At 62.6% G+C, this 20132-nt stretch carries 18 protein-coding genes; 8 read left to right on the forward strand and 10 right to left on the reverse strand.

The annotated features are described in order from the left end of the window. Positions 1 to 87: 87 nt before the first annotated feature. Genes BJI47_RS02395 through BJI47_RS02405 form a run of 3 tightly spaced genes read right to left on the reverse strand, consistent with a single transcriptional unit; the run spans position 88 to position 3851 of the window. Complete coding sequence (locus BJI47_RS02395) at positions 88 to 276, reverse strand: antitoxin (RefSeq protein ID WP_088942218.1); 189 nt, start codon at positions 274 to 276, stop codon at positions 88 to 90. Between the two features lie 34 nt (positions 277 to 310). Continuing rightward, positions 311 to 2731, reverse strand: a complete 2421-nt coding sequence (locus BJI47_RS02400; protein ID WP_088942219.1) for an HAD-IC family P-type ATPase — start codon at positions 2729 to 2731, stop codon at positions 311 to 313. Positions 2732 to 2753: 22 nt separating this feature from the next. Next, on the reverse strand, positions 2754 to 3851 hold the full coding sequence (locus BJI47_RS02405; RefSeq protein WP_088942220.1) for an MBL fold metallo-hydrolase: 1098 nt from the start codon (positions 3849 to 3851) through the stop codon (positions 2754 to 2756). A 123-nt stretch (positions 3852 to 3974) separates the two neighbouring features. On the opposite strand from BJI47_RS02405, the gene htpG reads away from it, so the two are divergent. Further along, complete coding sequence (gene htpG / locus BJI47_RS02410; protein ID WP_088942221.1) at positions 3975 to 5912, forward strand: molecular chaperone HtpG; 1938 nt, start codon at positions 3975 to 3977, stop codon at positions 5910 to 5912. Positions 5913 to 6035: 123 nt separating this feature from the next. On the opposite strand, the gene shbA is transcribed toward htpG, so the two are convergent. Continuing rightward, positions 6036 to 6611: an RNA polymerase sigma factor ShbA gene (shbA, locus tag BJI47_RS02415; protein WP_088942307.1), complete on the reverse strand. Its 576-nt coding sequence runs from the start codon at positions 6609 to 6611 to the stop codon at positions 6036 to 6038. A 228-nt stretch (positions 6612 to 6839) separates the two neighbouring features. On the opposite strand from shbA, the gene BJI47_RS02420 reads away from it, so the two are divergent. After that, positions 6840 to 7781, forward strand: a complete 942-nt coding sequence (locus BJI47_RS02420; RefSeq protein ID WP_088942222.1) for an alpha/beta fold hydrolase — start codon at positions 6840 to 6842, stop codon at positions 7779 to 7781. On the opposite strand, the gene BJI47_RS02425 is transcribed toward BJI47_RS02420, so the two are convergent. Both BJI47_RS02425 and BJI47_RS02430 read right to left on the reverse strand, forming a co-directional pair. Next, positions 7764 to 8360: an FHA domain-containing protein gene (locus BJI47_RS02425; protein ID WP_254900340.1), complete on the reverse strand. Its 597-nt coding sequence runs from the start codon at positions 8358 to 8360 to the stop codon at positions 7764 to 7766. The two genes, BJI47_RS02420 and BJI47_RS02425, sit on opposite strands and share 18 nt — an antisense overlap. A 77-nt stretch (positions 8361 to 8437) precedes the next feature. Continuing rightward, complete coding sequence (locus BJI47_RS02430; protein ID WP_088942223.1) at positions 8438 to 9169, reverse strand: enoyl-CoA hydratase; 732 nt, start codon at positions 9167 to 9169, stop codon at positions 8438 to 8440. Positions 9170 to 9230: 61 nt separating this feature from the next. Between BJI47_RS02430 and BJI47_RS02435 the strand changes: the two genes are divergently transcribed. The 4 genes from BJI47_RS02435 to BJI47_RS02450 all read left to right on the forward strand — a co-directional run bounded on the left by BJI47_RS02435 (position 9231) and on the right by BJI47_RS02450 (position 13242). Then, positions 9231 to 10304, forward strand: coding sequence for an NAD(P)-binding domain-containing protein (locus BJI47_RS02435; protein ID WP_176224636.1), 1074 nt, complete (start codon positions 9231 to 9233; stop codon positions 10302 to 10304). Positions 10305 to 10459: 155 nt separating this feature from the next. Then, positions 10460 to 11281, forward strand: a complete 822-nt coding sequence (locus BJI47_RS02440) for a mycofactocin-coupled SDR family oxidoreductase (RefSeq protein WP_088942225.1) — start codon at positions 10460 to 10462, stop codon at positions 11279 to 11281. Positions 11282 to 11289: 8 nt separating this feature from the next. Further along, a complete protein-coding gene (locus BJI47_RS02445; RefSeq protein WP_088942226.1) occupies positions 11290 to 12249 on the forward strand; it encodes a MoxR family ATPase in 960 nt (319 codons plus the stop codon). Between the two features lie 69 nt (positions 12250 to 12318). Further along, the gene (locus BJI47_RS02450; protein ID WP_088942309.1) at positions 12319 to 13242 is read left to right on the forward strand and encodes a VWA domain-containing protein; all 924 of its coding nucleotides are present in this window, start codon (positions 12319 to 12321) and stop codon (positions 13240 to 13242) included. Positions 13243 to 13309: 67 nt separating this feature from the next. On the opposite strand, the gene BJI47_RS02455 is transcribed toward BJI47_RS02450, so the two are convergent. Both BJI47_RS02455 and BJI47_RS02460 read right to left on the reverse strand, forming a co-directional pair. Then, entirely contained in the window at positions 13310 to 14521 is a 1212-nt protein-coding gene (locus BJI47_RS02455) for an acetyl-CoA C-acetyltransferase (protein WP_088942227.1), read from the reverse strand. Positions 14522 to 14582: 61 nt separating this feature from the next. Continuing rightward, positions 14583 to 15497, reverse strand: coding sequence for an SDR family oxidoreductase (locus BJI47_RS02460; RefSeq protein ID WP_088942310.1), 915 nt, complete (start codon positions 15495 to 15497; stop codon positions 14583 to 14585). 182 nt (positions 15498 to 15679) lie between these two features. Between BJI47_RS02460 and BJI47_RS02465 the strand changes: the two genes are divergently transcribed. After that, positions 15680 to 17227 (forward strand): FadD3 family acyl-CoA ligase, encoded by a 1548-nt coding sequence (locus tag BJI47_RS02465; protein ID WP_088942228.1) that lies wholly within the window; start codon positions 15680 to 15682, stop codon positions 17225 to 17227. 75 nt (positions 17228 to 17302) lie between these two features. Here BJI47_RS02465 and BJI47_RS02470 read toward each other — a convergent pair whose 3' ends face one another. Then, on the reverse strand, positions 17303 to 18364 hold the full coding sequence (locus BJI47_RS02470) for a ferredoxin--NADP reductase (RefSeq protein ID WP_088942229.1): 1062 nt from the start codon (positions 18362 to 18364) through the stop codon (positions 17303 to 17305). A gap of 105 nt (positions 18365 to 18469) precedes the next feature. Continuing rightward, complete coding sequence (locus BJI47_RS02475) at positions 18470 to 19231, reverse strand: SDR family NAD(P)-dependent oxidoreductase (RefSeq protein WP_088942230.1); 762 nt, start codon at positions 19229 to 19231, stop codon at positions 18470 to 18472. A 125-nt stretch (positions 19232 to 19356) separates the two neighbouring features. Here BJI47_RS02475 and BJI47_RS02480 point away from each other — a divergent pair, with 125 nt between their 5' ends. Then, positions 19357 to 20130 (forward strand): SDR family oxidoreductase, encoded by a 774-nt coding sequence (locus BJI47_RS02480; RefSeq protein ID WP_088942311.1) that lies wholly within the window; start codon positions 19357 to 19359, stop codon positions 20128 to 20130. Positions 20131 to 20132 lie beyond the last annotated feature (2 nt).

Consider the following 20132-nt stretch of genomic DNA (forward strand, 5'->3'; position numbering starts at 1 on the left):
GCAACGGACCCCAGATTGTGCCGTCCACCGAGCGCCCGTGTGTACTCGGTCGGTGCCGACTACGCACACACGGGCGGCGAGAATTCATTACTTGTCCGGAATGGCGTTCTTTGCGGCGTCCTGAACCTTGTCGACCTGGTCGGCGTACTTGCCGCCGGTCTTCTTGTCGACGAAGTCTCCGGCTTTGTCCACGGCCTGCTCGATCTTGTCCGAATTCTCGGCGGCAGCTTTCTGCCCCTTGTCGATAAGGCCCTTCAACGAATCTGCAAAACTCATTACCGCTCCTTTTCATTCGTGGATGGCAACAAGACTACGTCGCGCCGCCCACCGGCATGGCACCGAACAGTCGACGCTTTTCACCGTGCAGAGCGGCACTGATCCACCAGGCCGCCTCGACCGCGACGATACCCACGGCCCCGATGACGATCGCCGACGTCGTCATAGCGACATTCGAGGGGTCGAGTTTGAAGAACGTGCGGCAGAAAGGAATGGTGAACAGCAGTAGATAGCCGACTACCGATCCCGTGAGCAGTACGATCTTCCACCACACGTACGGTCTTGCGACGACCGCGAGCACCCATAGCGCGATCATGATCAACGTGATCAATGCTGTCGTACTGGCCTGGACGGTTTGCGCTTCGGTGGCGTCGGCGCCCTGGTAGGCGAGCAGATACGACACGAACGTCGCGACACCGACGATCACGCCGGAGGGAATCGCCAAGCGCATCACGCGGGACACGAAGCCGGTTCGGGCACGTTCGTTGTTGGGTGCGAGCGAGAGAACGAATGCCGGAATACCGATTGTGAACCAGGCCGCAATGGTCACGTGCCGCGGGAGGAACGGATACGGAATCGGTTCGAAATGGAAGATCTGCGACAACACCCCGGTCAGTCCGATGAGGAACGCCAGCAACACCGAGTAGACGGTCTTGGTCAGAAACAGATTCGATACGCGCTCGATGTTGCCGATCACCCGGCGGCCTTCGCCGACCACATACGGAAGTGTCGCGAACTTGTTGTCCAACAACACGATCTGCGCGACGGCACGAGTTGCCGCGCTACCCGAGCCCATTGCCACACCGATGTCGGCATCCTTGAGTGCCAGGACGTCGTTGACTCCGTCGCCGGTCATCGCGACGGTGTGCCCGCGCGACTGCAACGCGCCGACCATCGCTCGTTTCTGATCCGGCCGGACCCGTCCGAAAGTCGTCGAATTCTCTACGGTGTCGGCCAAATCTTCCGAGTTCTCCGGCAGATCGCGTCCGTCGATCGGCGAACTCGTCAGACCGAGCGAACTGGCAACAGCTCCGACCGAGACCGCGTTGTCACCGGAGATGACCTTGACTGCAACGGACTGGCTTGCGAAGAATCCGAGCGTTTCACGGGCATCCGTGCGCACTTTCTGTTCGAGAACGATCAGTGCGCGGGGCGTCACCTCCCCCGGGGCGGAGGGGTCGTCGACGGGGAGGTTGCTGCTCGCCAACAACAGGACTCGCAGACCGGCCGATCCGGCTTCCTCGGCCGCACGCGCAGTATCCGATTCCGGGTCGAGCAGTACATCCGGCGCGCCGAGCAGCCAATCCCCGTTGTCGCCGTAGGACAATCCGCTCCACTTCTTGGCCGAGGAGAACGGAGCTACCGCGGTCTGCGTCCAACCGGGAGCGTCGGGGTACGCCTCGGCAATGGCGAGCACGCTCGCGTTCGGCCGCGGATCGTCGTTCGCCAGCGCAGCGAGAACCTGAGGAAGGACCTCGGCATCATCTGGATTCACGACCCGCAGTTCGGCCAGACGCATACCGTTCTCGGTGAGCGTTCCGGTCTTGTCGGCGCACACCACATCCACGCGCGCGAGACCCTCGATCGCGGGCAGTTCCTGCACGAGACACTGCCGCCGGCCGAGTCGGACCACTCCGACGGCGAACGCGATCGAGGTCATCAGTACCAGGCCCTCGGGAACCATCGGGACCAACGCCGCGACCATGCCGTTCAGCGCAGGTCCGAGAGACTGTCCGCTCGAGAACAACTGGTTGTAGATGATCAGGGTGCCCGCCGGAATCATCAGATAGGTGATGAACTTCAAAATCTTGTCGATGCCGCTACGCAGTTCGGAATGTACGAGAGTGAACTTGCTGGCCTCGTCGGCAAGCTTGGCGGCATAGGCATCGTGACCGACCTTCGTCGCCCGGTAGGCACCACTCCCCGCGACGACGAAACTCCCCGACAACACCTCGTCGTCGACCTGCTTATGAATGGTGTCGGCCTCACCTGTCAGCAGCGATTCGTCGATCTCGAGACTGTCCGATTCGATCGCCACCCCGTCCACGACGATCTGATCACCCGAACCCAGCTCGATGATGTCACCGAGCACCACCTCGTCCGGCGCGACTTCTCTGGCCTCACCATCACGCCTGACGACCGGCTTGCTCTGCCCGACGATCGCAAGCGCGTCGAGAGTTCTCTTGGCTCGAATCTCCTGGATGATGCCGATACCGCTGTTGGCGACGATCAGCAGCCCGAACATGCCGTCGATGATCGAACCCGTCGACAGCACGATGGCCAGTAGGACACCCAGAATCGCGTTGATGCGGGTGAAGACGTTGCCACGAACGATTTCCTTGACAGACCGGCTTGCGCGGGCCGGGACGTCGTTGGACTTGCCCTCGGACCGAAGTGTCGCCACCTCGGCTTCGGTGAGTCCGTTCTTGCGCTGAGCGTCCGTTTCGATCGACATGGCAGTAAGACTAGGCCGTCGATCAGCCGAGCCGGGCCCACCAACGGTCGCCGGTCGACCCTCGCGCGAGGTCCACCCGTTGACCAGGCATCGGGACCGAAACCTTCACACCCGACGGCTCGGCCGCCGCGGTCAATCGGACGATCGGCTCCGACCACGGATGGAACGCCAAATTGAAAGTCGCCCAATGCACGGGAACCAGGACGTCGCCGCCGAGGTCTCCGTGTGCGCGCACCGCTTCCTCGGGATTCATGTGAATGTCTGCCCAGCGCGGGTCGTAGGCCCCGACCGGCAACAACGTGAGATCGAAGGGGCCGTACTTGGCACCGATTTCGGCGAATTTGGTGGTGTATCCGGTGTCGCCGCCGAAGAAGACGCGGTGCGAGGCGCCGGCGAAGGCCCACGACGCCCACTGCGTCAGATCCCGCCTGAGCCCACGTCCGGAGAAGTGCCGCGCCTCGGTGCACGTGATGGTCAATCCGGCGACCTGGGTCTGCTCGTCCCAATCCAGCTCGATGATTCGGTCCTGAGGAATTCGCCACCGAAGAAGGTGAGCGCCGATCCCGACCGGTACGACGAACGGTGCATCGTGCAGGCCCGCGAGCTGCTGCACGGTCGTCTTGTCGAGATGGTCGTAATGATCGTGGGAAATGACGATCACGTCGACACGTGGCAACGCGTCGAGCGGCGCGGGGGTCGGATGCAATCGTGCGGGTCCGACGACCGTGGACGGAGATACCCGGTTGCTCCACACTGGATCGGCCAACACTCGGACTCCGTCGATCTCGATGAGGACGCTCGAATGCCCGTACCAAGTCACTGCGATATCGCCGGCATCGACGGGGGCGATCAGCGGGGCGAGCGGAACCGGACGGCTCGGCCGCCCCTGCGAACGACCGCGCAGCAGCGACCGCAGGATCGACTCGTCGCCGCCGGTGAAGCTCGAACTCGGTTCGGAATTGTGGAAACGTCGGTCACGATATCGCGAGGAGCCCGCCGCATACGGGGCGATCTTCGCGGGCCCGGCTCCCAGCTGCGCCGGAAAACCCCAGGCAGCCCTGGTCAGCCACGCCGCGCCGGCAGTTGCGAGCGCGATCGGCACTATCGTTTTCTTCGTCACCGCACCACAGTAGGTCAGCCGCGCTTCGCGCGAGGTGCGGCCGGCTCGCCATATGCGCGCAGAAGTAGCCTTGCACTAGAATATTCGGCGACCGTTTGCCCTAGAAGGAGATCTCACCTACCCATGACCACCGAACAGCGGGAATTTCAGGCGGAGACGCGACAGCTCCTCGACTTGATGGTTCACTCCATCTACTCCAACAAGGACAGCTTTCTACGCGAGCTGATTTCCAACTCCTCCGATGCACTCGACAAGCTGCGCCTCGAGTCGTATCAGAACAAAGACCTCGACGTCGACGTCTCCGATCTGCACATCGAACTCGACATCGACAAACAGGCACGCACACTCACCATCCGCGACAACGGCATCGGCATGTCGCGTGCGGAGGTCATCGACCTCATCGGCACGCTCGCCAAGTCGGGCACCGCAGAAGTACGCAAGAAGCTCAAAGAAGCCAAGGACGCAGCAGCCTCCGAAGAGCTGATCGGACAGTTCGGCATCGGCTTCTACTCGACGTTCATGGTCGCCGAGAAGGTGACACTGCTGACGCGTCGGGCAGGCGAGGCCACGGCAACCAAGTGGGAGTCCACCGGCGAGGGCACCTACGAGATCAGTGACGTCGAGGACGCACCTCAGGGCAGCTCGGTGACTCTGCACCTCAAGCCTGCGGACGAGGAGGACCATCTCCACGACTACGCAGACGAGCGCAAGGTCAAGGAACTCGTCAAGAAGTACTCCGACTTCATCGCCTGGCCCATCCGCATCGATGTGGAGAAGCGGGTCACGAGTCCGAAAGACGAGAACGGCGAGGGTGGCGAAGAGACCGTCACAATCGAGACGGAAACCGTCAACTCCCAGAAGGCACTGTGGACCCGCTCCAAGGACGAAGTGTCCGAAGAGGAGTACAAGGAGTTCTACAAGCATGTGAGCCACGCCTGGGACGAGCCACTCGAGGTCATCCCGTTCAAGGCCGAGGGCACTTTCGAATACCAAGCGCTGCTGTTCATTCCGTCGCAGGCACCGTTCGACCTGTTCATGCGCGAGGGCAAGACCGGCGTACATCTGTACGTCAAGCGCGTCTTCATCATGGACGACTGCGAGGAGTTGATGCCCGAATACCTGCGTTTCGTCCGCGGTGTCGTCGACGCTGCAGATCTCTCGCTCAACGTCTCCCGCGAAATCCTGCAGCAGGACAGGCAGATTCGCGCGATCCGCCGTCGCCTCACCCGTAAGGTGCTCGCGACGATCAAGGAAATGCAGGCCGAGCAGCCCGAGAAGTACAAGACCTTCTGGTTGCAGTTCGGTCGCGCGATCAAGGAAGGCCTGATCTCGGACAACGACAATCGCGAAACCCTCTTGGGCATTTCGTCTTTCGCTTCCACGAACTCCGAGGACGGCGTCACGACGCTGGCCGAGTACGTCGATCGAATGAAGGACGGCCAGGAGCAGATCTACTACATGACGGGCGAGTCCCGTTCGCAGATCGAAAGCTCCCCGCACATGGAAGCCTTCAAGGCTCGCGGCCTCGAAGTGCTGTTGCTGACCGACTCGGTCGACGAAGTGTGGGTCGGAAACGTCCCTGACTTCGACGGCAAGGCGTTCCAGTCGATATCCAAGGGCGAGGTCGACCTGGACACCGAGGAGGAGAAGAAGGAAGCCGAGGCCCAGCGCGAAGAGCAGGACAAGGACTTCGCCGACCTGCTGACGTGGATGACCGAGACTCTCGGTGACGACGTGAAAGAGGTTCGCCTCTCTTCACGTCTGACCACCTCACCTGCCTGTGTCGTCGGCGACGAGTTCAGCTTCTCGCCGCAACTCGAGAAGATGTACAAGGCGTCGGGACAGTTCCTTCCGCCGTCCAAGCGCATCCTCGAACTCAACCCGACTCACGATCTGGTGAAGGGTCTGAAGAAGGCTCGCGAGGATCGCAGCGAGGACCCGAACCTCTCAGAGACAGCCGAGTTGCTGTATGCGACAGCATTGCTCGCCGAGGGCACCGAACTCAAGGACCCTGCCAAGTTCTCCCGCTTGCTTGCCGATCGATTGACGCGGACGGTCTAGTCGGCCCGGGGTGCGTGTGCCGCTGACCGCGCACCCTTTTTCTCGAGTGAACCCCCTTGCTCTCGGAAGAGCTTGGGGGTTCACTTGATAAAAATGTTGTTCACTCAGCTCGGCGATACACGTTCACGCACACAGTAGAGAAAAGTTGGTCAACGACGAGCGCAGATTGTTCAGCGCTCGGTGCTGCGCTACCCGAACCGCCCCGGCGGTCATATTCAGGGCACGGCCTGTCTCTGGGGCCGTCATCCCCCACACGACGCGCATCAGAATGATTTTTCGGTGCTGCGCCGACAGAGTATCCATCAACGCCTGCGCGTGGCTCTGCAATTCGATTTCCAGAACGCGGTCCTCGGGCGTTTCTTCCGACACCAATTCGTCGGTTACCGCTTCGAGCGAGTAGGCGCGCCGAATGGTTGCACGTCGACCTGCGTCGGCCAGTTTGTGTGACGCGATGCCGAACACGAACGCCATGAACGGCCGCCCCATGTCGCGGTACTTGGGAACGGCAGTCACCAACGCCAGACATACGTCCTGCACGACGTCGTCGGCCGAGACGTCCAGATTGCCCAAACGCGCAGCGCAGTAACGCTTCAGGCGCGGTTGTACCAGCTCGAGGACCTTGCCGAGTGCTACACGGTCTCCGACTACCGCCAGCGCTACCTGCGCCTCGAGCAACTCCACGACGTCGACATCGGTCATCGCCCCGTCCTCCCTGCTCACCCTGCGCCTCTATGTAGTTCGATCCTGCGCGGTAGATGGTTTGGTCACTACCCACCCGAGGGTGGAAATCGTGCCCCCTGGGGTGCGGCCCCACCCCCCTCAGGTGCATTCCGCTGCCAGAAGCTACGCGGCACAGTGATGTAGGTAACACAAGTGACGGTTCCCGCGAATCACCACTAGAGGCCATCGAAGACATCGGAGTCCCTCATGAACGAACAGCGCAGGCACAGCACAGTCGTGACAGACGACGGCACCACGCTGGCCGTTCACGAGAGCGGACGCCTCGATGCCGGCCTGACCGTGGTCTTCGTGCACGGTCACTGTCTACGAATGGAATCCTGGTTCGACGTACGCGACGAACTGGAGCAGTCATGGGGAGCGGACGTTCGGATGGTCTTCTACGACCACCGCGGACATGGCGCATCCGGATCCTCCGACGCAGAGTCGTACACGATCGACAATCTCGGTCGCGACCTCGGTGCAGTGGTACGGGCGGTTGTCCCGACCGGAAGATACGTGATCGTCGGTCACTCGATGGGTGGAATGGCCACGATGTCCTACGCCCGTCAGCACCTGGGCGAAGTTGGCGAACGCCTGGTAGGCGTCGGATTGGTCGCCACCGCATCCTCGGGATTGGCAGAGGAGGGCCTCGGTGTCTGCCTCGCGCATCCGCTGGTCACGATGTGCCAATCAGCGGTTCGACGCGCCCCGTCGATCATGGGAATCACCAAGCGCATGAGCCGGGGAGTGTGCGCCCCCATCGTCCGGGCAGCCGGGTGCGGATCCCGCCGGGTCAGACCACGGGTCGTCGCGCTGGCAACAGCGATGCTCAACGACACCTCCGTCGTCACGATGGCAGGATTCCTCGGCTCATTGCACGACTTCGACGAGCGGAAGAGCCTTGCCGCCCTAGCCGTCGTACCGACCTTCGTGTTGTGTGGGTCCGAGGACTCGATGACGCCCATCCGTCACTCGCATGCCATCGCAGCCCTACTGCCCGCCGCCCGAATGGTGAGCATCGAGAACGCCGGGCACATGGTGATCCTCGAACGCGCAGCAGTAGTAGCCGACGCGATCCGTACTCTCGTCGTGGCAGCGGAGACCGCCGCAACAACGACTACCGGCGCCGCCCTACAGGTCGCGTTGTGAGATGGCACCGCTCTGCAGGGCACGTTCGGCGAGTTTGACTCTCTTCTGATTCTGCGGCAAGTCCTCGACCCCGAACTTGGCGAACAAGACCCGCAGGTGAGTCTTGACGGCATCGATGCTCAGGAAGATTTCCGCTGCGATCTGCTGATTCGACGACGGGTTCGCAAACGTCGCATTGTGTTTGTAGGGCCTGCACAACGCGACGAGAACGGCGCGTTGAGTGTCGGTCAGTGTCCTGGCCTTGGGGAGATCCGCGGCGATGCGAGTGGCCTCGTCGCGGAGTCCGGAGTAGTCGCGGAAGGTCAGAGTCGACCCACCGATGCGGATTGTGTCTCCCTGCCGCAGACTCCGCCTACCGGCGAGCCTGTCCCCGTTCAGGTAGGTACCGTTTCTGGACAATCCGTCGTCGACGAGAGTCCAGTGCGTTCCCATCCACTCGATGGCCGCGTGAAGCCGTGAGACCTCGTGATCGTTTTCGAACGCGATGTCTGCCTGCGGGGAACGTCCGACGGTGAGTCGGACGCGCTCGGGCGAGAGGATCACCTCGTGTCGCACGCCGTCGGACCCTTCGTACTGCAGGCGCGAATTCTCTTCGGTGCTCACCACACCTCCCGGTTCACGTGAAAAGCATACGCACGCGGGAAGGCAGTTGGCAGCTAGCGGCCGAGGAACTTCGGCGGGCGCTTTTCGTTGCGTGCACGCCGGGCTTCTTGCATGTCCTCGCTCTTCCACGCAGCGCCGAACGCTTCCCACTGCTCGGGCTTCGGCTCGTCGTGCGCACCGTCGTCGTTGAAGACGAGCTTGAGGTGCCGCAATGCCAGCGGCGCGAGCGCGGTGATCGACTGTGCCCACTGCTGCGCGACGTCCACTCCTCCGCGCTTGTTGGCGAGTCCGCTGTGATGTGCCTGATCTGCATGCAGACGTTCACCACCGAGAAGGATCGTGCGCGCGACCGAGCCGCCTGCGAGCGAGGAGAGCCGCTTGATGGTCCAGTTGTTGACCGCGATACCCAGGCGGGTCGAGGGGATCTCGAAGTAGCCACCGTCCGCGACGACCCGGAGATCGCTTGCGATGGCGAGCTGGGTACCGGCACCGACCGCTGGACCGTTGACCGCGGCGATGACCGGGATCGGGACATTCTGGACCGTCTGCAGCAGTGTGTTCAGGGTCTCGGGGAAGTCGCTCGGGAACGAGTCGCCACTGAGATCGGCGCCTGCACAGAAGCTCGAGCCCTGCCCCGTGATGACGATCACTCTGGCGTCGCCGGCGACGGCGTCTTCGATTCCCTCACGCAGGGCCACACACAGTGCAGTGTCGAGCGCGTTGCGGCGTTCCGGTCGCTGAAGTTCGAGTGTGACGACATCGCCGTCACGAGTCTGTCCGATCATGACCTAGACGTTACCCAGCGGTAGCGACAGTGGTGCTGCGCGGGCTGATCTACTGGTCGATGTGATCGAAACGGATATTGCCGTGATCGGCGCGGGACAGGCCGGGCTGTCGGCCGGTTACCACCTGCATCGGGCAGGGTTGCATGCCGAAGAAGACTTCGTGATGCTCGACCGGTCTCCCGCACCGGGTGGAGCATGGCAGTACCGCTGGCCGTCACTGACGCTGAGTACCGTCAACAGGGTCCACGATCTGCCAGGAATGGAATTTGCCGATACGTTGACCGGTGAGGCCCCCGACTCCGTCGTGGCAGCCCAGGCCGTGCCTCGCTACTACCGCGCCTACGAGAACAAGTTCGACCTCCGGGTGCGACGGCCGGTCACGGTGAACGTCGTCTGCGGCCGCGAACCACGCTTCCGCATCGAAGCCGGTGAGACAGTTCTGTCGGCACGAGGATTGATCAATGCCACCGGTACGTGGGAGAAACCGTTCATCCCGCACTATCGGGGCGCCGAGTTGTTCGCCGGCCGGCAACTGCATACGAAGGACTATCGAACGGCAGGCGAATTCGCCGGCGAACACGTGATCGTCGTCGGCGGTGGCATCTCGGCCGTCCAGCTGCTCGACGAGATTTCTCAGGTCACCCGCACGACGTGGGTCACGCGCCGCGAACCGGAATTCCGCGAAGAGAACTTCGGACCCGAGGCCGGGCGAGCTGCCGTCGCGATGGTCGAGGATCGAGTTCGACGCGGACTGCCGCCCGGCTCGGTCGTGTCCGTCACCGGATTGCTGCTCACCGATCGTCTGAAGGCAGCGCGGAATCGGGGCGCCTTGAAACGCCTACCGATGTTTTCGCAGATCACCTCGAACGGGGTCCGGTGGGAGGACGGTACGAGCGTGGATGCCGATGTGATCCTGTGGGCGACCGGATTTCGCAGCGCGCTCGACCACTTGGCGCCGCTACGATTGCGCGGGCCCGGCGGCGGAATCGTCATGGACGGCCGACTCGCGACCCGTGTCGCGGCGAACCATCGCGTGCACCTGCTCGGGTACGGGCCGTCGGCGAGCACCATCGGCGCCAATCGGGCCGGGCGGGCAGCGGTAACCGAGTTACTCGACACGCTGAACAGCAGTTAGAAATTTCGAGCAATCCGCCCACTCCTGCACTCGGTGTCATATACGTTCGAGCGGGTGTCCACACGGACATCGCGCCGCACCACGCCCTCGTCCACTTCGGCGAAGCGTTCTGCGCTCGAACTGATTTCATCGACGGACAACAAGGAAGCTCGATCATGGGAAAGCTCGACGGGAAAGTAGCCTTCATCACCGGTGCAGCACGCGGCCAAGGCCGTAGCCACGCCATCAAGCTCGCACAAGAAGGTGCCGACATCATCGCCGTCGACATCTGCGCACAGATCGATACGGTCCCCTACCCCCTGGCAACACCGGAAGATCTCGCGCAGACCGTCAAGGAGGTCGAGGCACTCGACCGGCGGATCATCGCCACGGAAGCAGACGTCCGTGACTACGACGCGCTGAAGAATGTGGTCGATGGGGCGGTCGCCGAATTGGGTCCGATCGACATCATTCTCGCCAATGCCGGTATCGCACCACTGGGTGCCGTGAACCCGGATCACGTCAAAACCTTCCGAGACGTCATCGAGGTCAACCTGTTCGGCGCGTGGAACACCGTCCACGTGGGCGTACCCTCCATGATCGAGAAGGGCCAGGGCGGATCCATCGTCCTGACGAGTTCCACCCAGGGCCTGTCCGGTGCAGGCGGCACCGGATCGGGCGCGGCCGACGGTTACGCGGCAAGCAAACACGCCCTCGTCGGGCTGATGCGTACGTTCACCAGTTGGCTGGCGCAGCACTCCATTCGAGTCAACAGCGTGCATCCGACGGGAGTGAGCACCCCGATGGTGCTCAACGAGGCCATGCAGAACTATCTCGTCGCCAACCCCGAAGCCATTGCGCTGGCGGGCAATCTCCTGCCCGTCCCGATGATCGAGTCCATCGATATCAGCAACGCCATTGCCTGGCTCGTCTCGGACGAGGCCCGCTATGTCACAGGCGTCACACTGCCCATCGATGCCGGATACCTGGCGAAGTAGCAGAACCCATGGCACAGCTCGATGGCAAGACGCAGCTCGCTCCGTTGTCGATCGTCGAGATCCGCGGCCGGATCGCGGCGCGCGTCGTCGGGCGAGAGCACGAACTCGATCTGCTGTTGGCTGCGGTTGCGGCCGGGCGGGACCTCCTCATCGAGGGTCCGCCCGGCACCAGCAAGAGCACTCTGCTCGGTGCCATCACCGCCGAGTGGAACATCCCGTTACTGTTCGTCGAGGGCAACGCGGACCTGACGCCCGCCCGAATCGTGGGCCACCACAACCCTGCCCGAGTTCTTCGCGAGGACTACAGCGAGGACAACTTCGTGCCTGGGCCGCTTGTCGAGGCCATGCGCACCGGCGGATTTCTGTACATCGAGGAGTTCAACCGCGCACCGGAAGACACCTTGAACACGCTGCTCACCGCAATGGCAGAGCGACGCATCGCCATCCCGCGTGTCGGTACCGTGCACGCCCTCCCGACGTTCCGTTTGATCGCATCGATGAATCCCTACGACAACGTCGGTACCACACGATTGTCGACGAGCGTGCACGATCGCTTGTGCAGGCTCGCCATCGGTTACCAGAATGCCGAGGCGGAACGTGGAATCGTCGGACTACGAACCGAATCCGACTCCCCGCGCTTGATTGCAGATTCGGTGGCGATCACCCGAGCCACGCGCGAGCACGAGGACATCACGCAGGGCAGCAGTGTGCGCGGCGCGATCGATCTGACCTTTATCGCACAGCAGTTGGCATTGCTCCGCTCCGTCGAACTCCCCGCGAGTACCGACGTAGAACCCCCTCGTGATCTACCGGAGAGCTACCAGCAGGTGATGCTCGACGCGATCCTGCTCGCACTGTCCGGACGCATCCACGTCGACGAGACTTCGGGTGCGACACCGGAAATGATTCTGCGCTCCATCTGGGAGGACCACTTCGTGCTCCGCCCCGCCGCAGCGGCACCCGGTTGAAGAGCCGTCACTGCCGACTCACCGGTCCGTAGGCCCGGGAACCGAGGCACCGGCGGCGCGTTGAAGCCGTTGCGGCGCAGGCCGAAACAACTCACCGAGTCGCCGTCACTGTTTCGTCCCGGCGGTGGGGCCGGCGCGGTGCTCATCGCCGACGGGCGTCCTGGGCCGGGGATGACTACCGGGGAGAACAACCCGTCGACTCCGGGGCTCACCGAGGAAACTGCCGAGGTGATCGCACTCGCAGAAGCCACCGCGCAGGAATCGGCGTCCGATGCCGCAACCCGAGCACGCGCTCGAAAGATCGCTGCTCGCTTGGCTGTCCGACGTCCCCGTCGCGACACCCATGCCCGACGCGGGGTAGGTGAACTGACCTCGATCCGATACCGGGGCAGCAGCGACGAGATCGACCTCGACCGCACGCTCGATGTGCTCGCTGCCATTCCGATGCCGGAGGACGAAGACATCGTGGTACGAGAACGCCTGCACACCAAACGGTCCGTCGTTCTTGTCGTCGACATCTCCGGATCGATGAAGGGCGAACGAGTACGGACAGCCGCGGCGACCGTCGGCGCACTCGCGGGTGAACTGAATCGCGACAACCTTGCCGTGGTCGCATTCTGTTCCGACGCAGCCGTTCTCACTCGCTTCGGTGACCCGATGACACCTCTCGGAATCCTCGATACCGTCCTGCGGATTCCAGCCCGCGGTCTGACCAACGTCCAGTTCGCGCTCGACACCGCGGCCGGGTTGCTACGGACAGTGTCCTCACCGGACTCGCGAGTGGTTCTGCTGTCCGACTGCGTGCACAACGCCGGACCCGATCCACGCCCTACCGCGGCGCAAATTCCGCGCCTGGACATCCTGCTCGACACCTCTGGCGAGAACGACGTAGACCTCGGCCGCGATCTCGCTCGCCTCGGGCACGGCCGCATCAAGGTCATCCGCACCTATCGTGACGTCGGCCCCGCGCTCAGCGCACTGTTCGAGCGTTGACTCTATGGTGCCCGCCACCATGCCCCTTCTGGGCCAACGGAACTAGCGGGCACCATACGGCCATGAATTACTTCAGGCGCTGAACCACCATTGCCATGCCCTGGCCACCGGCTGCGCACATGGTCTCGACGCCGATCTCCTTGTCGCCCCAGGAAAGAGCGTTGAGCAGCGTCGCCGTCATCCGGGCCCCGGTCATACCGAACGGGTGCCCGAGTGCAATGGCACCGCCGTGCACGTTCACCCGATCGACGTCGACTCCCAAATCGCGGTAGCTGGGAATGACCTGTGCGGCAAAGGCTTCGTTGATCTCGAACAGGTCGACATCGCTGACGTTCAACCCTGCCGAAGCGACGGCCCGACGGGTAGCTTCAACCGGGCTCAAGCCCATGATTTCGGGAGATATTCCGGAAACCGAGGTCGACAGGATGCGTGCGAGCGGCTCGATCCCGAGATCCTTGGCTCGCTGCTCGGACATGATGACCAGGGCCGCTGCGCCGTCGTTGACCGGGCAGCAGTTTCCTGCTGTGACTGTTCCATCCGGGCGGAAGACCGGCTCGAGCGTCGACAGCGAATCGACGTCGACACCGGCGCGGGGGCCGTCGTCGCGAGAGACCGTCTGTCCGTCCGGAGTCTGAACGGGGGTGATTTCGCGATCGAAGAATCCGGAAGCGATGGACTCCTGAGCACGTGCCTGACTGAGCGCGGCGTATTCGTCCTGCTCGCGACGGCTGATGGACCGAAGGCTCGCGACGTTTTCCGCGGTCTCGCCCATTGCGAGGTAGACATCGGGGACAAGTCCCTCTTCGCGAGGATCCGTCCACGTGCTGCCTGCCTGCGCTGCAGCGCGCTCTGCGGGTGCCGCAAACTTGCTGTTCTTGGTGTCCGGCATCCCGTCGGACTTACCCAGTCCGAAACGCGAGACCATTTCCACGCCACCGGAGATGAAGGCGTCGCCCTCGCCGGCGCGAATGGCATGGAACGCCATCCGAGTGGTCTGGAGGCTGGAGGCGCAGTATCGCTGCACCGTCGTACCGGGCACGGTGTCGTAACCGAGAAGAACGGAAATCACGCGAGCGAGGCCGTAACCCTGCTCGCCTGCGGGCTGCGCACAACCGATCATGATGTCGGTCAGTTCCCGAGGATCGAATGCCGGGATTTTGTCCAGTGCAGCATGAATGATGGTGGCGGCGAGATCATCGGCGCGAAGATCCCGCAGTGATCCCTTGCGTGCGCGTCCGATCGGTGAACGGGCGGCAGAGACGATGACAGCTTCGGGCACGTGTGGCTCCTGAAAGTGGATTGAGTCGAAATCGATGGATGAGCAAAGGCAGTGCGAGCGTTCAGGCTCCGTACACGGGTGTCGGCGGTGCGGCACCACCGATCAGCTCGTCGACGACCGGTCCGAGTTCCTCCGGATCCCAACGGGCGCCCTTGTCGATGACGGTCCCATGGCGCCAACCGTCGGCGAGAGAGACTTTGCCGCCCTCGACCTCGAAGACCCTTCCGGTGACATGAGCGGAAGCTGTGCTGCCCAGCCACACGACCAAGGGAGAGACGTTCTCCGGCGCCATCGCGTCGAAGCCTTCCTCGGGCGCCGCCATGGTCTCTGCCATCGCGCCTCCCGCACCGACGGTCATGCGAGTACGCGCAGCGGGTGCGATCGCGTTGACGGTGATTCCGTACCGAGCGAACTCGGCTGCGGCCTGGATGGTGAGCGCCGCGATGCCGGCTTTGGCCGCCGCGTAGTTTCCCTGTCCGATGCTGCCCAGCAGACCTGCACCCGAGCTGGTGTTGATGATGCGGGCATCGACGACATTGCCTGCCTTCGCCTGTGCGCGCCAATAGGTGCTGGCATGACGCATCGGTGCGAAGTGGCCTTTGAGATGCACTCGGATGACCGCATCCCACTCTTCTTCGCTCATCGTCGCGAGCATGCGGTCACGCAGAAATCCACCGTTGTTGACGAGAACGTCGAGGCGTCCGAAGCCATCGAGGGCCGTGTTCACGAGCCGCTCGGCACCGTCCCAGTCCGCGATGTCGTCTCCGTTGACCACCGCTTCGCCGCCCGCGGCCCGAATGGTATCGACGACCTGCTCAGCCGGGCTCTCCCCCGTCGGACGTCCATCTTTGCCTGGGTCGAAATCGTTGACGACAACTTTGGCGCCTGCGGCCGCGAAAGCCAAAGCGTGTGCACGCCCCAAACCGCGGCCGGCTCCGGTCACGATTACAACGCGTCCCTCGAGCATGTCATTCACGTGTATGTCTCCTTGACGTTGCTGACGTGGAAGTCGATCGGTCGAGCTGCCGACAGCTCTCATGATTGCCGTGTTAGCGTACCAAGCAAGTGCTTGGTTGTTCAATCTGCCATTCGGCAACGAAATGCGCTGAACCTCTTCCATAGGATAATCTGCCAAGCAAGCGTTAGGTTAGGAGCCGAATGATCGAAGGACCGAGCACCACACCGGCAGCGCTCACTCGCGCCGCCGAGAACCATCCCGACCGTCTCGCGATCATCGACGGCGATTGCAGCCTGACCTTCGCCCAGCTGCACGAGCAGGTAGAAGCATTCGCTTCCTCGCTCATTGCCTCCGGGGTCGAAGCAGGTGCGCGCGTAGCGATCTGGTCGCCGAACACCTACCACTGGATCGTGGCAGCGCTCGGTACCCATTGGGCAGGCGGCGTCGTCGTTCCCATCAACACCCGCTACACCGGCACCGAGGCCGCCGACATCATCGACCGCGTGCATGCCGCGGCCCTCGTCGTGGTCGGTGACTTTCTCGGTACCGATCGACTCGATCGACTGCAGGAGTCCGCACCGGAGTTGCAGGTGCCGCTCATCGTGCGAATCCCACTCAGCGGCACCGATCAACCGAAGCCCGGCGTCACCGACTGGGACGAATTCTTCGACGTCGGGACCGCCGCGTCCCGCGCAGAGGCCGACATCCGCAGCGCAGCGGTCGACGCCGAATCCGTCTCCGACATTTTGTTCACTTCGGGCACGACCGGTCGCAGCAAGGGCGTGCTGAGCGCGCATCGTCAACTCATGTCAGTGGCGCAGTCCTGGGCCGAAAATGCCGCTCTCACCGCAGAAGACAACTACCTGATCATCAATCCGTTCTTTCACAGCTTCGGGTACAAGGCAGGTTTCGTCACCGCGCTACTCGCCGGGGCCACAGTGCTCCCGATGGCGGTGTTCGACGTGGAGGCCGTGATGGCCATCGTGTCCGAGCAGCGCATCAGCGTCCTCCCGGGCGCGCCGACGATCTACCAGAGCATTCTCGATCACCCCCGGCGTGCCGACTACGACATGTCCAACCTTCGAATTGCCGTCACCGGCGCGGCCCCGGTCCCGGTGGCTCTGGTCGAACGGATGCAGTCCGAACTGTCCTTCGATGCCGTCCTCACCGCCTACGGCCAGACCGAAGCGGTAGTGGCAACGATGTGTCGCATCGAAGACGACCCGGTCACGGTCTCCACCTCGTCCGGACGCGCCACCGCAGGTTTCGAAATCCGGATCGGGGAACACGACGAGATCCTCTTGCGCGGTCCCAACGTGATGCTCGGTTATCTGGACGATCCCGAGGCGACGGCCAAGACCATCGACTCGGATGGATGGCTGCATACCGGCGACGTCGGAGTCCTCGACGACCGCGGCTATCTCGACATCACCGACCGCCTCAAGGACATGTACATCAGCGGCGGATTCAACGTCTACCCGGCCGAGATCGAAGCAATGTTGCTGCGACTTCCCGGGGTGTACGAGGCCGCCGTGATCGGTGTACCCGACGAGCGGATGGGCGAGGTCGGCCGCGCCTACGTCGTCCTGGGGCCAGGCACCGATCTGTCCGAGGAGGCGATCGTCTCGTTCTGCAAGGACAAGCTAGCCGGCTTCAAAGCACCCCGGTCGGTGCAGTTCACCGAAGCTCTGCCTCGGAATGCGTCGGGCAAAGTGCTGAAAAACGAATTGCGCGAAAAGAAGTCGTGACCGAATAGCAGGACCGTGAATCGAAAAGACCGGGAGGGTGGCAATTGCCACCCTCCCGGTCTTTTCGATTCACTCTCAGAATTCGATTTTCAGCCTGTCACTCACCGGGCGTGCTTGGCAGGCGAGAATGTATCCCTCTTCGATATCGGCAGGATCGAGGATGGACGAATTTCCCATCTCTACTTCACCGTCGAGGACACGGCATGCACACGAGCCGCATTCGCCCTCTCGGCACGAGTACGGAACGTCGAGATTCTTGGACAACATCACGTCGACGAGCGTCGCGCTACGTGGCCAGATCATCTCGTGAGACTCACCATCCATCTCGACCTCTACCGACGCAGGTGCAGGCCCGTCGGTAGCGTCGAGTGAGATCAGTTCTTCGACCACCGGCGCAAAAGGATCTCCGGTCAGTGAGACGAAAATTTCCGTGTGGATCTTGCTTCGCGACGCACCGGCGTTCGCCAGCGACTCGTGAATGGCATCCATGAACGGCTTCGGCCCACAGATGTATGCGCGCCTGTCCGTCCAATGCTGCGAGAGGGTTGCGAGTTGACCGATCGTGGGTCGACCTTGCACAGACTCCAACCAGTGGACGATGGTCAGTCGATCGTCATATTTTGCGGCCAACTCGCGTAGCTCTGCGGCGAAGATGACCGCGTTCTCGTCACGATTGGCGTAGAACAACGCAACCTTGCCCTTGCCCTGGTCGAGAAGGGATTTCAGGATCGACATCACCGGGGTGATGCCGCTGCCTGCTGCGAAGAGCGCGACGTCTTCGTCGAGGTCCACGACGGTGAACACCCCTGCAGGGGGAAGCACTTCGATGCTGTCGCCGACCGCGACGTTGTCACACAGCCAATGCGACCCGAATCCGCCGTCGGTGCGTTTGACGGTCACCTTGAGGAGTTCGTCGGTGAAGGGTGAGCTCGCCAACGAATAGCAACGTGCTACCGACCCTTCGCGTTCACTCGGAATCCGTAGCGTCAGAAACTGACCCGGCTTGTACTTCAGTCGCTCCCGACTCTCGGCGGGTACGTCGAAGACCAACGAGCGCGCGTCCGTGGTTTCCTCTATTACGGCAGCAACTGTCACCACCACCGACCGTGTACTGTGCGGCGCCTCGACCAATGTCATCGCGTTGTGCCCTTTCCGATGCGAAAAATATCCAGGCTGACCTTACTGGCGCGTCTGGGCAGGTTCGACGCGTTCCCGCTGTGCGAGACTCGGCCGGAAAAGAAATCATCCCCAGCGCGACTGTCCGCCGTCGAGAGGAATCGTCGCTCCGGTGAGATAGCCGGCATCGTCGCTGACGAGGAACAACACGGCACGGCCGATATCGGTTTCCGGGTCACCGACCCGGCCGAGCGGAATACTCTCGACGAACTCGGCTGCCTCCTCTGGATTCTTCTGCATCCACCGTTCGAGGGCAGGGGTCTTCGCGTGCGGGGCCACGGCCAGAACGCGGATTCGGTCCTCGCCCCATTCACAGGCAGCGGACCGGGTGAGCGCGCGCATTCCTTCCTTGATCGAAGCGTATGCACCGTAGTTGCTCGCGTCCCAGCGCACCGAAGCCGCGGTCACCATATTGATGATCACGCCGCCCCCACGCGCCTTCATATGCGGATGACACAGTTGCATCAAGCGCAAAGCTGCCAGTGGGCCCGAAGCGAAAGACCTTTCGTACTCTTCGTCGACTATCGACAAAATCGGTCCGGGCTTGCAGTCGTTGGCGTTGTTCACCAGGATGTCCACTGAACCAAGGGCACTCACGGTCTGTTCCACAGCGGCGGTGATGTCGGCACGATCTTTCACGTTGCAGACAACAGCTTCGCTACGCACTCCGATGTCGGTCAGCATTGCGCAGGTGTCGTGCAGTTTGCTTTCGGTGCGGCCGGCAACGGCAATGGCCGCACCTTCCTTCGCCAAGGCGAGTGCGATACCTTGACCGATACCTTGACCCGCACCCGTTATGAGTGCAACCTTGCCATCGAGCTTTCCCATTTTCACTCCTCGTTATCTAGAATCGGATTTTTCTTTACTGTTTGTCGTCAGACCGGAACCGAATACGTTCCCATCGAAAAATCGGTAATTCAACCGATTCCACCATCATCGAAGAAGGATTCACTGTGACTGCCCCTCGAGCTTTCGACTTCTCCCATCGCAGCATCGTCGTCACCGGCGGCACCAAAGGTATCGGCTTCGAAATCGCCACCGCGTTCTTGGCGGCCGGTGCTGACGTAATGGTCTGCGGCCGCACAGTTCCCGAGACGTTGCCGAGCTTCGACGGACGCACTGCGAAGTTCCGTGCAACGGACGTCCGCGACCCGGCCGACGCCGCCGGATTGATCGAGGATGCAGTCGCAGCCCACGGCCGACTCGACGTACTGGTGAACAATGCCGGCGGCTCACCGGACGCCGATGCTGCAACCGTCTCACCACGATTCGTCGAGAAGATCGTGGCATTGAATCTCCTCGCGCCTTTCAATGTGTCGCAGGCCGCCAACGCAGTGATGCAGACGCAACCCGAAGGTGGTTCGATCGTCAACATCGGCAGCGTGTCCGCCCACGATCCGCAACCCGGAACCGCTGCCTACAGTGCCGCCAAAGCCGGTCTCCTGGTGCTCACCAAGGCCCTTGCGTTGGAGTGGGCCCCGAAAGTGCGGATCAACCACATCACGACGGGTCTGATCCGCACCGACAGCGCCGCCGCGGTGTACGGCGACGATGGCGGTGCGGCTGTGGTTCGTACCCTTCCGATCGGCCGGATGGCCGTTCCCCAAGACATCGCCGGAGCGTGCTTGTTCCTCTCCAGCGAGTGGGCCTCGTACGTCAACGGTGCAGACCTCGCGGTGCACGGAGGCGGCGAGTACCCCGCCCGTTACCTGGCAACCCATCACTGACC

It is taken from the genome of Rhodococcus sp. 1168 (assembly GCF_002091955.1).
In the GTDB taxonomy this organism is placed as follows: Bacteria; Actinomycetota; Actinomycetes; order Mycobacteriales; family Mycobacteriaceae; genus Rhodococcoides.